Annotated in this window: 18 protein-coding genes and 1 tRNA gene; 15 read left to right on the plus strand and 4 right to left on the minus strand. The window is 57.6% G+C overall.

Going from position 1 to position 14077, the window contains the following annotated elements; translation table 11 throughout:
- The first annotated feature begins 58 nt into the window (after positions 1-58).
- Positions 59-655 (plus strand): riboflavin synthase, encoded by a 597-nt coding sequence (locus SLH49_RS06910; RefSeq protein WP_320268397.1) that lies wholly within the window; start codon positions 59-61, stop codon positions 653-655.
- Positions 652-945, plus strand: coding sequence for a hypothetical protein (locus SLH49_RS06915; protein ID WP_320268398.1), 294 nt, complete (start codon positions 652-654; stop codon positions 943-945). Before SLH49_RS06910 ends, SLH49_RS06915 begins: the two co-directional genes overlap by 4 nt.
- Here SLH49_RS06915 and SLH49_RS06920 read toward each other — a convergent pair.
- Positions 935-1783 (minus strand): FkbM family methyltransferase, encoded by an 849-nt coding sequence (locus SLH49_RS06920; RefSeq protein ID WP_320268399.1) that lies wholly within the window; start codon positions 1781-1783, stop codon positions 935-937. The two genes, SLH49_RS06915 and SLH49_RS06920, sit on opposite strands and share 11 nt — an antisense overlap.
- A gap of 248 nt (positions 1784-2031) precedes the next feature.
- On the opposite strand from SLH49_RS06920, the gene SLH49_RS06925 reads away from it, so the two are divergent.
- The 5 genes from SLH49_RS06925 (at position 2032) to SLH49_RS06945 (ending at position 5216) form a co-directional block, all read left to right on the plus strand.
- Entirely contained in the window at positions 2032-2598 is a 567-nt protein-coding gene (locus SLH49_RS06925) for a hypothetical protein (protein ID WP_320268400.1), read from the plus strand.
- A 95-nt stretch (positions 2599-2693) separates the two neighbouring features.
- On the plus strand, positions 2694-3824 hold the full coding sequence (gene ribB / locus SLH49_RS06930; protein ID WP_320268401.1) for a 3,4-dihydroxy-2-butanone-4-phosphate synthase: 1131 nt from the start codon (positions 2694-2696) through the stop codon (positions 3822-3824).
- Positions 3824-4363, plus strand: coding sequence for a 6,7-dimethyl-8-ribityllumazine synthase (locus SLH49_RS06935; protein WP_320268402.1), 540 nt, complete (start codon positions 3824-3826; stop codon positions 4361-4363). The genes ribB and SLH49_RS06935 overlap by 1 nt, the downstream gene beginning before the upstream one ends.
- Entirely contained in the window at positions 4360-4830 is a 471-nt protein-coding gene (gene nusB / locus SLH49_RS06940; RefSeq protein WP_320268403.1) for a transcription antitermination factor NusB, read from the plus strand. Before SLH49_RS06935 ends, nusB begins: the two co-directional genes overlap by 4 nt.
- A gap of 77 nt (positions 4831-4907) precedes the next feature.
- Complete coding sequence (locus SLH49_RS06945) at positions 4908-5216, plus strand: hypothetical protein (RefSeq protein WP_320268404.1); 309 nt, start codon at positions 4908-4910, stop codon at positions 5214-5216.
- A gap of 472 nt (positions 5217-5688) precedes the next feature.
- On the opposite strand, the gene SLH49_RS06950 is transcribed toward SLH49_RS06945, so the two are convergent.
- On the minus strand, positions 5689-5835 hold the full coding sequence (locus tag SLH49_RS06950; RefSeq protein ID WP_320268405.1) for a hypothetical protein: 147 nt from the start codon (positions 5833-5835) through the stop codon (positions 5689-5691).
- A gap of 339 nt (positions 5836-6174) precedes the next feature.
- On the opposite strand from SLH49_RS06950, the gene SLH49_RS06955 reads away from it, so the two are divergent.
- Entirely contained in the window at positions 6175-6615 is a 441-nt protein-coding gene (locus SLH49_RS06955; protein ID WP_413785269.1) for an MmcB family DNA repair protein, read from the plus strand.
- Here the strand turns inward: SLH49_RS06955 and SLH49_RS06960 are convergent.
- Complete coding sequence (locus SLH49_RS06960; RefSeq protein WP_320268407.1) at positions 6602-6793, minus strand: DUF6324 family protein; 192 nt, start codon at positions 6791-6793, stop codon at positions 6602-6604. The genes SLH49_RS06955 and SLH49_RS06960 overlap by 14 nt on opposite strands.
- 81 nt (positions 6794-6874) lie before the next feature.
- Here SLH49_RS06960 and SLH49_RS06965 point away from each other — a divergent pair, with 81 nt between their 5' ends.
- The 7 genes from SLH49_RS06965 to SLH49_RS06995 all read left to right on the plus strand — a co-directional run bounded on the left by SLH49_RS06965 (position 6875) and on the right by SLH49_RS06995 (position 12217).
- Positions 6875-7354 carry a GNAT family N-acetyltransferase gene (locus tag SLH49_RS06965; protein ID WP_320268408.1) on the plus strand — a complete coding sequence of 160 codons (480 nt, stop codon included), beginning with the start codon at positions 6875-6877 and terminating at the stop codon, positions 7352-7354.
- A 43-nt stretch (positions 7355-7397) separates the two neighbouring features.
- A tRNA-His gene (locus SLH49_RS06970) sits at positions 7398-7474 on the plus strand.
- 91 nt (positions 7475-7565) lie between these two features.
- Positions 7566-8591, plus strand: a complete 1026-nt coding sequence (locus SLH49_RS06975; RefSeq protein WP_320268409.1) for an RluA family pseudouridine synthase — start codon at positions 7566-7568, stop codon at positions 8589-8591.
- 161 nt (positions 8592-8752) lie between these two features.
- Positions 8753-9649 carry an RNA polymerase sigma factor RpoH gene (gene rpoH / locus SLH49_RS06980; protein WP_320268410.1) on the plus strand — a complete coding sequence of 299 codons (897 nt, stop codon included), beginning with the start codon at positions 8753-8755 and terminating at the stop codon, positions 9647-9649.
- 217 nt (positions 9650-9866) lie between these two features.
- The gene (locus tag SLH49_RS06985; protein WP_320268411.1) at positions 9867-10865 is read left to right on the plus strand and encodes a Gfo/Idh/MocA family oxidoreductase; all 999 of its coding nucleotides are present in this window, start codon (positions 9867-9869) and stop codon (positions 10863-10865) included.
- Positions 10849-11136, plus strand: a complete 288-nt coding sequence (locus SLH49_RS06990; protein ID WP_320268412.1) for a DUF4389 domain-containing protein — start codon at positions 10849-10851, stop codon at positions 11134-11136. The genes SLH49_RS06985 and SLH49_RS06990 overlap by 17 nt, the downstream gene beginning before the upstream one ends.
- 40 nt (positions 11137-11176) lie before the next feature.
- The gene (locus SLH49_RS06995) at positions 11177-12217 is read left to right on the plus strand and encodes an alpha/beta hydrolase (protein ID WP_320268413.1); all 1041 of its coding nucleotides are present in this window, start codon (positions 11177-11179) and stop codon (positions 12215-12217) included.
- Here the strand turns inward: SLH49_RS06995 and SLH49_RS07000 are convergent.
- Complete coding sequence (locus SLH49_RS07000) at positions 12214-14031, minus strand: M3 family oligoendopeptidase (RefSeq protein WP_320268414.1); 1818 nt, start codon at positions 14029-14031, stop codon at positions 12214-12216. The two genes, SLH49_RS06995 and SLH49_RS07000, sit on opposite strands and share 4 nt — an antisense overlap.
- Between the last annotated feature and the right edge of the window lie 46 nt (positions 14032-14077).

Raw genomic sequence — 14077 nt, forward strand, 5'->3', positions numbered from 1 at the left:
GCTTGCCTGCGCGGGTTCCAGCCGCTAGGTCATCGTCAAACGATCGAAGGGGTCCCACATGTTCACCGGCATCATCACCGATATCGGCACCATCCTGGAACTGGAGCAGCGCGGCGACCTGCGCGCGCGGATCGGCACCGGCTACGATGTGGGCGGCATCGATATCGGCGCCTCCATCGCCTGCAACGGCGTCTGCCTGACCGTGATCGCACTGGGGCAGGCGCCACAGAACTGGTTCGACGTGGAAATCTCGGCCGAAACCGTGGGTGCGACGAATGTCAGCGGCTGGGGCGTGGGCAAACGGCTCAACCTCGAACGCGCGCTGAAAGTCGGGGATGAACTCGGTGGGCATATCGTCTCCGGCCACGTGGATGGCGTGGCCGAGATTGTGGGCATGCGCGATGAGGGCGACAGCACCCGCGTCACTTTCCGCGCGCCTGACGCCCTCGCCAAATTCATCGCGCCCAAAGGGTCGGTTGCTCTCGACGGGACCTCCCTGACGGTCAACGAAGTCGATGGCCGCGATTTCGGCATCAACTTCATCCCGCATACGAAGGCCGCGACGACGTGGGGAGACGTCGCGGTGGGCGACCTGATCAACATCGAAATCGATACGATGGCCCGCTACGTCGCGCGGCTGCGCGAATACGGGTGAAGCCGCTGGTCCTGCAATCGATTGAGGATGTGACCGGCCACCGGTGCGTTGACATCATCCGCCTCGCAGATGGGCGATTTACCTTCCGCGAATGCAGACGCGACCCGGAGGACAGCCATGGCTGGCGCTATCTTTCAGGTGCGCAAACCGCGATATTTGACACTGCAGAAGCCGCGCGCGCAGCGGCTTTGGCAGAGATAGGTTGGATGCAGACCGAGCGTGATCGCGGCATGGAATGGACGCCGTCTCTGACCCATACAAAACAAGACCTAAAGCTGCTTAGGTCGTAATAAAAAGCGGTAGCTTCTCATTGGGCACAAACCAGAAATTGTCGTCTGCCGAATGCCCGAGGGCTTCCAATGTGGTGGCTTCGGTCTGGGCATGCTGAAAGCCAGAAGTATGTTGTGCCAGGACCTCGTAGCCCATTCCGGCAAAGAAGCCGATAAGATCTTGCAGGCGTGTGCCAAACCGGTCGAAGACGTGGTTGATCTCGCAGATTACGACCGGTTTCGAGACGCTTAGCGTCTCGGCAAAACCTTTCAATGCAGGCAGTTCCATGCCTTCGATATCGATCTTGACCCAACTTGGCGCTGGCAGCCCCTTCTCACGTCGAAAATCATCCAGTCTGACGCAATCCACTTCCACGTCGCCTGATGCGCTGAGATGGTTTGATGACCGCTTTCCAGACGTCATGCGCACTCTGTCGGCTTGCTCACCCACCGCAACGGCATAAACCTGCTCCGTTGACATGTCGTTCAATTCCAGGTTCAGAAGCAGTTCTTTAGGTTGCGGTTCAAAAGATATGACCCTCAACCCTCTGACCTGATGCTGGGTTGTAACGGTGAACACACCGCCATGGGCCCCGATATCATAGAACACATCTTCCGGGCGCAGCCGTGCAATCAATGCAGAGCGCGTAGCGGTTTCGTCGGTTTCTGTGAAATCGAGGTTTCCGGTCGCGCCAAAACGTCGAATAGCGTAGTGAAATTGGCTGCCTTCAAAACTGACGGAGATTTGGGCCTTCTGCGTCGTATATGCGGTTCCAACCCCATACGTCCGCAGCAACATGCGATGTAAAAACAACAGGCTCGCATTGAGGACCCGAAAACTCATCTCCTTGATCCGCATGAAATCTCCGTACTGCGAAATGCGCTGGTGACAAAAGAACTGCTAGTTCAGCAAGCATAAGAAACGGAGCTTGTGCAATCGGTAATCTATAAAAGACTCGTAAAAACAGGTCATAGGGCATGGTTTATTAACTTCGGGCATCGTTCTGCGCATTTTGGGTTGAAGTGACCGAGCGCATCTCGGCATGATCAATGCGAGGCAGCGACAACGGTCGCCTTCTCGGCAACTGGAAAGGCGCAACACGGGCAATGATTGGACACAACTCGGGCCGGGCCGATGAACCCGGCAAAAGCTGGCGGCGGCATGTTTGGGCCAAGGCGCGGAAGAACCTCATTGGCACGCTTCCGGTTGAGGTTGTCAGGCTGCGTGTAAAGCGTGCCAAAGAGCTGGGTCTGCCGTACAAGACCTATGCCGGGTTCCGGGCCTCTACTGGCCATGATCTGATCGGGTTTCTGTTTTCCAACAACGCGCTTCTAGTGCTGCGCGAAGGGCAGGGGCTGTCTGAGGAGCGCGCAAGCAAACTCGCCAGCCTAGTCCATACCGATTGCACCGGCATCGCACACCGCCCGGTTACGCCAACGCATCTCTCCAATTTGCGAGGGCTGGCGCGGGCCTTTGCGGCCCCCCGTTTCAGCGATAGCTGGTCGTCCATGCGCGATCAGGTCCGCGCTATCGTGACGTCGCAGGGGCAGCCCGCTGACCGGTTCGTCATGATCGGAGATACCGCGTTTGAACGCGAATGGGCCGAGGCCGCGCGGATGGCCGGGTATCTGTCCGCCTCAGATTTCTTTGACGACGCGCCGAGCCGTCTCTGAGCCCTGCTACCGAGGCACGCCACGTCTCACCTCGGCACCCTTTTCAAAGGCGCGGTGCTAGGCTATCTGGCGGGCAAAACTGATCGGGGACGCAGATGAACCAGAATTTCGAAACGCCGGGCCCGGTCGAGCGCGATTGGTCCGACGCGATCAGTAAGATCGAGGACATCATCGAAGATGCCCGCAATGGCCGGATGTTCATCCTGGTCGATCACGAAGATCGTGAGAATGAAGGCGATCTGGTCATCCCCGCGCAGATGGCAACACCTGATGCGATCAATTTCATGGCCAAACATGGCAGGGGGTTGATTTGCCTTACACTTCCCGGTGAACGGATCGACGCGCTGGGCCTGCCGTTGATGGCCTCACACAATTCATCGCGCCACGAAACCGCGTTTACGGTCAGCATTGAAGCGCGCGAGGGCGTCAGCACCGGCATCTCCGCCGCGGACCGTGCCCTGACCGTGGCCACGGCGATTGACGCCACCAAAGGTGCCGCAGATATCGCGACCCCCGGCCACGTCTTCCCCCTGCGCGCGCGCGACGGCGGCGTTCTCGTCCGCGCAGGCCATACGGAGGCGGCGACCGATATCTCCCGCCTTGCGGGCCTGAACCCCTCCGGCGTGATCTGCGAGATCATGAAGGAAGACGGCGAAATGGCCCGCCTGCCGGACCTCATCGCCTTCGCGCAACTCCACGGCCTGAAAATCGGCACGATCAGCGATCTGATCGCCTATCGGCGGCGTCACGACAACCTCGTCCGCGTCCGCGAAACCAGCACGATCACGTCCGAGTTTGGCGGTGAATGGGAGCTGCGGATTTATACCGATGAAACCCAAGGGGCAGAGCATATCGCGTTGATAAAAGGCGATATTTCGACGCCAGAACCGGTCCTGGTGCGGATGCATGCGATGGACCCGATGCTGGATGTCGTCGGTGTCGGCCCCAAGGGCCGCCGCGATGAGTTTGGCGACGCGATGGAACTGATCGCACAAGAAGGTCGTGGCGCGCTGGTCCTGTTGCGCGACGTGCACATGAAATTGGAGACGGATGAGGAAACGTCACCTCAGACCCTGCGCCAGTACGGGCTGGGTGCACAAATCCTCAGCTCGCTCGGTATCCACGAAATTGAACTGCTCACCAACTCACCAAAGCCAAAAGTCGTCGGCCTCGACGCCTACGGGCTTGAGATCGTGGGCACCCGCAAAATCTCGGAGATCGGATAATGGCCGGACCCGCCCATCACATCATGAAGCTGCCGGAGTTCGACAAGCCGGTGAAAATCCTCATCGTCGCCTCGCCCTATTACAAGGATATCAGCGACCGTCAGATCGCCGGTGCCAAGGCAGAAATCGAAAAGGCGGGAGCCACCTGCGAGGTTGTCAATGTCCCCGGCGCGCTCGAAATCCCGACGGCCATCGGCATCGCGGAACGGATGAGCAATTTCGACGGCTATGTCGCCCTCGGCTGTGTGATCCGGGGTGAGACGACGCATTACGACACGGTCTGCAACGACAGCAGTCGCGCGGTGCAACTGCTTGGTCTGCAAGGGCTTTGCATCGGCAACGGCATCCTGACGGTCGAGAACTATGAACAGGCCGCGGTGCGTGCTGACCCTGCCCAGATGAACAAGGGCGGCGGCGCGGCGGCGGCAGCCTTGCATCTGATCGCACTGGCCCGTAAGTGGGGCAAAGCCGAAAAGACGGTCGGGTTTACGCGTGAGATCTTGATGGCCGGTGATGAGAGCGGCAAAACCACAGCATGACCCTTTCGAACAATCAGAAACGTAAGATGAAATCCGCGGCGCGGCTCTATGCCGTGCAGGCCTTGTTTCAGATGGAGTCATCCGGACAGACCGTTGATGCGATCATCCGCGAATTCGAAGATCATCGCTTTGGCGCAAGCTATGAAGAAGGTGAGATGGCCGAGGGTGATGTGGACATGTTCCGCGCGCTCATGGACAAGGCTGTGGATGATCAGGCCTTGATCGACCAGATGACGGACCGCGCGCTTGTCGCGAAATGGCCTATCGCGCGGATTGATCCCACATGGCGGGCGCTTTTTCGCGCCGCTGGGGCCGAGATGACCTTGAAAGAGACGCCGCCAAAAGTGGTGATCAGCGAATTCGTGGCCATTGCCGAGGCATTCTCATCCGACGGCAAAGAACCGAAATTCGTCAACGCAGTGCTCGATCATATGGCACGCGCGACCCGGCCAGAGGCATTTTCTTAACATTTGCCAATCAAACTGGGCCTGCTGATTTGCCTGCGCCGGTGATTGCTCTATCCTGAATTGCGAGGAGAGATGATATGCGGCCCGCCAACGAACCCGATCTGATGCGTCTTTATCTGCGCCATTGCGCAGTCGGTTTTGCGCTGGCCGCCGCCTTTGTGGCGATGCTCCTGTGGTTCAACGTGGCCAATCTCGGCTATCTGGTGACCCATACAGATGTTGGTTATCTCGCCGTTTTCTTGTTATGGTTCTTTCATGGAACCATCTTCGGCAGCGTACAATTCGCCGTGTCACTGATGCTGAATGCTGAAAAAGACGATGAAGGCCCGCGCGGCGGCACGCCGGTCGCGGTTCGTGTGCCCTCGGAGACGCCTCGCAGGATTTAGCGCGCTGCGCCAAGACGCACCTTCAAAACACGGCAGATAAACCAAAGGTGTAGGTCTTTAAACCTTTGAGGGGCAGACAGGGATGCCGCACCGGCCCTATCGCTACGGTGCACGGGTTACCACCTGACATCTCCGGCAGATCATCCTGGCCCACTCACACAACGCCACGATCTGGCGGATGTCGCACGATACGAAGGGATAAAGGCAACAGCTGACACGGACGCCATAAACCGCAACACGCAACTGATAACTGGAAGGGTGGCGGGAACCGCAGCGACCGTGGGAGGTTTATTCCCGAGGACCTGTATATACAGGTGGGCGCCAGATAACTGAACCAGGGCTCAGACAGAGCCAGCTCCCTCGGATTTGCTTAAGGCCACTGGAATGTAACCCCTGAGTAACGAGAAGAGCAGAAGCCCGCCGCCGTTAGAGTTAGGGGGTGGCGGGCATTTGGACAAGTAGCGGAGCGGCTTTATTCCTCGACGTCGCCTTTGATCAGCCAGCCATTGCGGCCAACCATCTCGACCGGAGCGTATGCCAGTAAGACCCGTTCTGTCATGCCGACCATAAGTAGCGCCATGCAGACTTCGTAAAACGTGATACCGGCCAACAAGGTCATTGGGCTACTCCTCATTCCAACTGTAAACAATATGCGGATGAAAGCTGCCGAAATCGTGACGCTGGCGTGGTTTTCAGAGCCGTTACCTAGGGTTAATCGCCCGATTCATGTCACAAAGATGAGCGTTTTCGATGAACAGGTTTTCGCAAGATTATGCTGAGCCATTGAAAAAGATAGAGAAAACCGCGCGCACAAGATGAACGGCTGGATTTGACCCAATTTCAGCGCGCTTGATGTCGGTCTGATTTCAGTGCTCTGTGCGACTCGGCACTTGACCCGTGACATCTTGCATTTTGTTCACGTATTGTTCATGGTTCTCTCATGCCTGTTGATGCGACTATGCCGACGCTTCTTCCTGGCCAGCTTCTGGCCCGCGGTGTCTCGCGCGCGATGCGCAGTCATGATTTTGTGAGTGTGGAAGAACTGGTCCCGACATTGGGCCTGCGCGTTGACGTTATGGCGCTTGGGCCAAAAGGCGAGATCTGGATTGTTGAATGCAAATCCTGCCGGGCGGATTTTCTATCCGACCACAAATGGCAGGGCTATCTGGAATGGTGCGACCGGTTCTTTTGGGCGGTGGATGGCGAATTCCCGACCGAGCTTTTGCCGGATGATACGGGGCTGATCATCGCGGACGCCTATGATGCGGAGATTGTTCGCATGCCTGCAGAAACACGTCTGACCGCGGCGCGGCGTAAGGTCATGATGCAGAAATTTGCGCGTCATGCGGCTATTCGGGCGCAGTCAGCGCGTGACCCGGACTTCGTTAACCCGTTTTGAGGGCGCGTGCCGCGATTGCCGCCGCCTTGATCTCTTCCGCGATTTCGTCGGCCTCTTCGGGGTCAAAATCCATCGGGATTTCAATACCGTCCGCTTCGACAAATATCCGCACCATGCCCAGATCGGTCGGCCCGATTTGGATATTCGCGGTGATGTCGCTCTCCGTGTTGATACCCATGATCACCCCTTTCGCTTCAGCCCTTTGTCCTACAGCGCAAATCGCTTGATTGGCAAGGGTGGGCGGGGCAGGCTGCAGGCTATGCTCTTTGCAATTCGCCCCTTTTCCGCCGATGATGCCGACTGGCTGGTTGACCAGCACGCAAATCACTATGCGCGTGTCGAGGGGTTCGATGACACATTCGGGCCCTTAGTCGCGAAGATCGTTGCGGATTTTCTTGCTGATCACGATCCGGCCCGCGAGGCAGGGTGGATGGCGCATGGAGGCGCTGTGCGCTGGGGCACGATTTTCTGTGTGCGCCTGTCGGATGAGATTGCAAAGCTACGCCTGTTTTATCTGATACCAGAGGCACGCGGCAGCGGGGCAGGGCAGGCTTTGCTAGATACCTGCCTGTCGTTCGCCCGTGACAATGGCTATCGCGGCATGACGCTGTGGACCCATGAACAACACGTGGCCGCAGGCCGGATTTACCAGCGCAACGGGTTTCTGCGGACCGACGCAAAACCTGTCCATTCCTTCGGTCGCGACCTGATCGAAGAGACGTGGGAGATCAGCTTTTGAAGGGTTGCAATCGCAGCCCCATAGGGCTAAATCCGCTGCCAGTGCCGCCTTAGCTCAGTTGGTTAGAGCGCTTGATTGTGGATCAAGAGGTCCCTGGTTCGAGACCAGGAGGTGGTACCACTTTCAAAATTCAAGAATTTTGAAAGTGTGTGGGTAAGCGATTGGCGCAGCCAATTGCGGCCACACCGGGCGGCCATTGGAGCGCAAATCGATGACCACCGTCACCTTCACAATCGGCCCCAACCCACCCCCAAGGCTCGACAAAGCGCTTGGCCGCGACGTGCCCGCAGACGCGGCACTCAGCCGCTCGCGCCTTGCGAAACTAATCGCTGATGGTGCTGTCATCATTGACGGCACGATCATCACCGACCCGCGTTTTCGCATCTCGTCGGGTGCGGAGGTGAACGTCATAATTGCCGAAGCCGAGGACAGTCATATCGGCCCAGAGGACATCCCGCTTGATGTTGTGTTCGAAGACGCCGATTTGATCGTTGTGAACAAACCAGCAGGCATGGTGGTTCATCCGGCCCCCGGCACGCCCGGTGGGACGCTTGTGAATGCGCTGATCCATCACTGCGGCGAGACGCTGTCCGGCGTTGGCGGCATGAAACGCCCCGGCATCGTGCACCGGATAGATAAGGAAACTTCGGGCCTGCTGGTAGCTGCCAAGACCGACCGCGCACATCATCACCTTGCCGCGCAATTCGCCGCCCACGATGTCGAACGGCGGTATCTGGCGATCTGCTATGGTGTGCCCGCTTCGAACGATCCACGCCTGCGCGGGATCAAGGGTGCGTCTTTCGAGCCGGGCAATATCCTCAAGATCCAGACCTTTCTAGGCCGCCACAAAACCGACCGGCAGCGGCAGGCCGTTTCGTTTACCGAAGGGCGTCACGCGGTGACCCGCGCAAGGGTGATCGAACCACTCGGAGACACGCCTGCGGTGGCGCTGATTGAGTGCTGGCTCGAAACAGGGCGTACGCACCAGATTCGTGTTCACATGGCCCATTGCGGGCATGGCCTGATCGGCGATCCGGTCTATGGGGGGCGGCGCAAGCTCTCTCCAAAGTCCGTGGGCGAAGCGGGCGCGGTGGCTGCTGCGCAATTCAATCGCCAAGCGCTGCACGCGGCGACTTTGGGGTTCAAACACCCGGTTTCGGGGACAAAACTGGCATTTGACGCGGAAATCCCCGCGGATATGCGCGATCTTTTGCGCGCCATGCGCGATAGAAACTGAAATACACGATGCCATGTGCGTGAACGCACAAATTTGTGTCTCGCAATACTAAACCGACTAGTTCATATTTGTTTCATGGAAAATTGCTTAAACGTCTCTTGAAACGTTACGTCAACGTCCCCATATCCATGTTAAGCCTTTAAACATAGGAGGGCACAACAGTGAGTAATTATCAGAATTTGCCAGCCCCATCACCAGAGGGCGGGCTCAACCGTTACATGCAGGAAATCCGCAAGTTCCCCATGCTGGAACCTGAGGAGGAATACATGCTGGCCAAGCGTTGGGTCGACCATGAAGACACGGACGCTGCGCACAAGATGGTCACATCACACCTGCGCCTTGCCGCAAAAATCGCCATGGGCTATCGCGGCTACGGTCTTCCGCAGGCAGAGGTGATTTCCGAGGCGAATGTCGGCCTGATGCAGGCCGTCAAGCGATTTGATCCTGAAAAGGGTTTCCGCCTTGCCACCTATGCGATGTGGTGGATTCGTGCGTCGATCCAGGAATACATCCTGCGCTCATGGAGCCTCGTGAAGCTTGGAACGACCTCTGCCCAGAAGAAGTTGTTCTTTAACCTGCGTAAGGCCAAGAACCGGATCGGTGCGTTGGAGGATGGCGATTTGCGTCCTGAAAACGTCAAGCGGATTGCGACCGATCTGGGTGTGACCGAAGACGAAGTCATCTCTATGAACCGGCGCCTGTCGGGCGGGGATGCGTCGCTCAATGCGCAGGTCGGCTCTGACGGTGAAGGCTCGATGCAATGGCAGGATTGGCTGGAAGACGAAAGCGCCAATACGGCTGAGCACTATGAAGAGCATGATGAGCTTGACGCCCGTCGCGCGCTTCTCGCCGAAGCTATGGATGTGCTGAATGACCGGGAGAAGGACATCCTTGTTCAACGTCGGCTTTCAGAGGAAAGCGTAACGCTCGAGGATCTGAGCGGCCAATACGACGTCAGCCGCGAACGGATCCGCCAGATTGAGGTGCGCGCATTCGAGAAACTGCAAAAGAAGATGCAGGAACTGGCGCGTCAAAAAGGAATGCTGACGACCGCTTGAGCCTCCCACGGTCAAAGCTATGAATCCCCGCCTGTCCCCGGCGGGGATTTTTTGTTGCAACCTCCAGCGGCGCGGTTCTTAAACGTTATACGAAAGACCTGAATCATCTAACGCTGTCTGAAATCAAAGATTTCAACGCGTTAGATGATAAGTGGTGTTTCAGGCATTTCGTCAAACGCTATATTTGGCGCGGATCACGCAAGAGAAGGGCATCACGATGAAACCACTGCGTTGGGGTGTGTTAGGGGCGGCAAGTTTCGCCCACCAGCAGATGGCGCCTGCGATCCAGGTCGCGAAAGGTGCCGAACTGGCCGCACTCGCCACGTCAGACCCGGCCAAGGCAGCAGGTTTCGCAGCGTTTGCGCCAGGAATTGCGGTGCATGAGAGCTATGATGCGCTGCTTGCGGACCCAAGTATTGACGCCGTTTACATCCCGCTGCCCAACCATCTGCATGTGGACTGGACCACCAAGGCTTTGGAGGCAGGCAAGCATGTCCTTTGCGAAAAGCCGATTGCGATGGCCGCGTCAGACTTTGATCGGCTGATCGCGGCCCGCGAGGCGTCCGGCAAACTGGCCGCCGAGGCCTTCATGATCGTCCATCACCCGCAATTAATCCGCGCGCGCGAACTGGTCCAGGGTGGGGCCATTGGCAGATTGGTGCATGTCGATGCGGTGTTCAGTTTTTTCAACGATGATGCCAGCAATATCCGCAACCGCCCAGATGCAGGCGGCGGGGGCTTGCGGGATATCGGGGTCTATACTTTTGGTGCCGCGCGTTTTGTTACCGGCCAAGAGCCTGAGCGGATCACCCATGCCAAGTTGCGCTTTGACAACGATGTGGATGTTTTCGCCCAAGTCGCAGCCGATTTTCCGGATTTCAGCTACGCGGCCGTCGTCTCCATGCGGATGTTCCCACATCAGGGGATCACGTTCTTTGGCGAAAAGGGTGTGCTGCGGCTGACCTGCCCATTTAATGCGAATGTCTTCGACCTGGCCGCCCTGACGCTCGAAACCGACACCGGATCCGTGGTGACAGAGCGCTGGCCAGCCACAAACCACTATGTGTTGCAGGTGGAAAACTTCTGTAAATCGGTGCAAACTGGCGCGGCATATCCATGTCCGCTTGAATTCTCGCGCGGAACGCAGCACATGATGGACATGGTGTTCACCGCCAGCCGCGCCCAAGTAGGAGGGGACAATGGCCAAGGATCATGAAACCGCAGAACACGAAGCCGCCGACGATCTGGAGTCGATCTGGCTGCGCCTTCTGAACATGGTGATCATTGCAGTGCTGATGAGCATGGCAAGCAGCCTTTTGGGCATTCTGACCGTCGCGCAGTTCCTGATCATGCTGTTCAATCAGCGCGAACCGAACGAGCAACTGGCCGAGATCGGGACAACGATGGGCGTCTGGATGGCCAAGGCAGCGCGATATCAGACCGCCGCGAGCGAGGTGAAGCCCTGGCCCTGGACCGAGTTGGACTGACCTATCCTTTCCTCAAGCCCGTCCCTGATACGAGATAACAATGCGCAAAACGATATTCGTGGCAATTGCGGGCCTTTTTGCGGCATGTAGCACGCCCGATACGATCAGTTTTGCGGCACCCGATCCGGCGGCGACAATCGAAGAGATTTACGTCGTAACTCAGCAAAACGTTGCCCTGGGGCGCGACGCCTTTCGCAGTGACCGTTCCACCGTCGCGCGGCGGGCCCGGCTATCAGTCTCGATCCCGCCAAGTCACGAGCTTGGCCAAATCGCCTGGCCTGATGGTCCGACTGATCCTCTGACTGATTTTGCTGTTGTCGATTTTACGCTGCTCGACGACGATGTTGCTCTGGAACGAGCCATTGCCGCCGCCGAAGGCGATACAGTGTTCCTGTTTGTCCATGGCTACAACACAACCAGTTCGGAGGCACTTTATCGCTTTGCTCAGATCGCACATGATTTTGATCTGCCCGATACGCGGCTGATGTTTTCCTGGGCCTCAGCCGGGGTGCCGGGTGCCTATGTCTATGATCGTGATAGCGTGCTTTTTGCACGCGATGATCTGGTCGCGTTGCTGACAGATATCGCACGGAAAACCGACAAGACGATCAACGTCATGGCTCATTCCATGGGCGCGATGTTGACGATGGAGGCGATGCGTCAGCTCGCCATTTCCGATAATCGCGATGTATTGCGGCGAATAGAGTCGACGACCTTTCTATCGCCAGATCTTGATCCGGATATTTTTCGCGCACAGGCCAACGCGGTCGGCGAATTGCCGCAACCGTTTGTCATACTGCACAGCCAGACTGATCGTGCACTGCGTTTGTCATCACTGCTGAGCGGCGGCCGCGAGAGGGTGGGTGGGATCAGCAGCGCTGCGGATGTCGACGGCATGAATGTCACCTTCATTGACATCACAAACCTCCGCGATGGCAGCAGCCTCGATCACATGGTTGCCTTTACATCCCCCGTCGCCATCACGGTGCTGCGGCAGATGATCGAGCAGGATGCCCTGCGCGAAACCGAACTGACACAGTTCCTGGTGCTGAACAGCGACGGGTCCATCCTCGCGAATTAGGCCTCCATCGCCTCTAATTCATGGATAAAGCCTTCGATCATCGACAGGCCCTTATCCCAGAATTTCGGATCAGAGGCGTCGAGGCCGAAAGGCGCCAGAAGCTCCTTGTGATGTTTTGAGCCACCGGCGCGCAGCATGTCGAAATACTTTGTGCGGAAATCCGCATCGCCTTCGCGATAAACGGCATAAAGCGCGTTTACCAATCCGTCGCCGAACGCATAGGCATAGACGTAAAAGGGTGAATGGATGAAGTGCGGGATGTAGGTCCAGAAGGTCTCATACCCGTCCGCGAATGTGAAGGCGGGGCCAAGGCTTTCCGTCTGCACCGCAAGCCAGATCGCGTTGATATCATCAGGCGTCAGTTCGCCTTTGGCACGGGCGGCATGCAGCCTGCATTCGAAGTCGTAGAACGCGACCTGGCGCACGACCGTGTTGATCATGTCCTCGACCTTGTTGGCCAGCAGGACTTTGCGTTCTGCCGCATTCTCGGCCTCATCCAGCAATTTGCGGAATGTCAGCATCTCACCAAACACAGACGCCGTTTCTGCCAGAGTCAGCGGAGTTGAAGAGAGCATTTCTCCCTGTCCAGCCGCCAAAACCTGATGCACGCCGTGCCCCAGTTCGTGGGCCAGGACCATGACATCGCGCGGCTTTCCAAGATAGTTGAGCATCACATATGGGTGCACGGTCGTCACAGTGGGGTGGGCGAAGGCACCAGGGGCTTTCCCCGGTTTGACGGCCGCATCGATCCAGCCTTTCGAAAAAAACGGTTTCGCTAAGTCGGCCATCTGGGGGTCAAATTCGCCGTAGGCGCTCAGCACCGTGTCCCTTGCGGTATCCCAGTCGACTGTTTTGTCGCTTTCCATCGGCAGCGGTGCGTTGCGGTCCCAGACTTGCAGTTTCTCAACGCCCAGCCACTTGGCCTTGAGCGCGTAATACCGATGCGACAGGCGCGGATAGGCGGCGACAACGGCATCGCGGAGCGCGTCGACCACCTCTGGCTCGACATGGTTGGCCAGATGTCGCCCGGTTTGGGGCGTTGGCATTTTGCGCCAGCGGTCTTCAATTTCTTTTTGTTTGGCAAGCGTGTTGTGGATGCGGGTGAAGGTTTTGATATTGTCCTGAAAAACCGCTGCCAAAGCGTGATTTGCGGTCTCACGTTTTGTGCGATCAGGGTCGGTCAAAAGGTCCAGCGTGGCTTCCAGCGGCAAGGTCTCACCATCTACGTCGAATTCCAGCCCCGCCATTGTCTCATCGAAAAGCCGGTTCCACGCCGCCGCACCAACGGTAGACTGGTCGTGCAGAAACTGCTCCAACTCATCGGATAGCTGATGCGGCTTCATCGCCCGCAGCCGGTCAAAGACCGGTTTGTAGCGGGCGAGATCGGCGTTCTCGGCCAGCAGCGCGTTGAGGTGATCATCTTCTAACCGGTTGAATTCAAGGCTGTAAAAGACAAGCTGTGTGGTAAAGGTCGTGATCTTGTCCTGGCAATCGGACATGAATTTCGCACGATCCGCATCGGTTGTGATCTGATAGTATCGCAGACCCGCGAATGACATGATGCGGCCCGCGATAACCTCAATCTGTTCATACCGCTGGACGGCTTTGAGCAACTCAGCTGCACTGAGACCTGCGAGTTTGCCAGCGTAGCTTTGCGCGAAATCGGCGCATTCCTTTTCCAGCCAGTCCAGATCGCGCGCCAGTTCCGGCGCGTCGGTGCCGGTGTATAGATCGCTCAGATCCCATTCGGGCAGGCTGCCGAGGTCTTTGCCCCCCGTTGCGTTTGCGTCGAAAACGGCTTGCGGAAAATGCATGTCTTAACCCCCAGTTGTTTGGCCCTTCATAGGCCTCTCGCCTACA

Origin of the sequence: Cognatiyoonia sp. IB215446, assembly GCF_033963825.1 — a bacterium.
Classification (GTDB): Bacteria; Pseudomonadota; Alphaproteobacteria; order Rhodobacterales; family Rhodobacteraceae; genus Yoonia.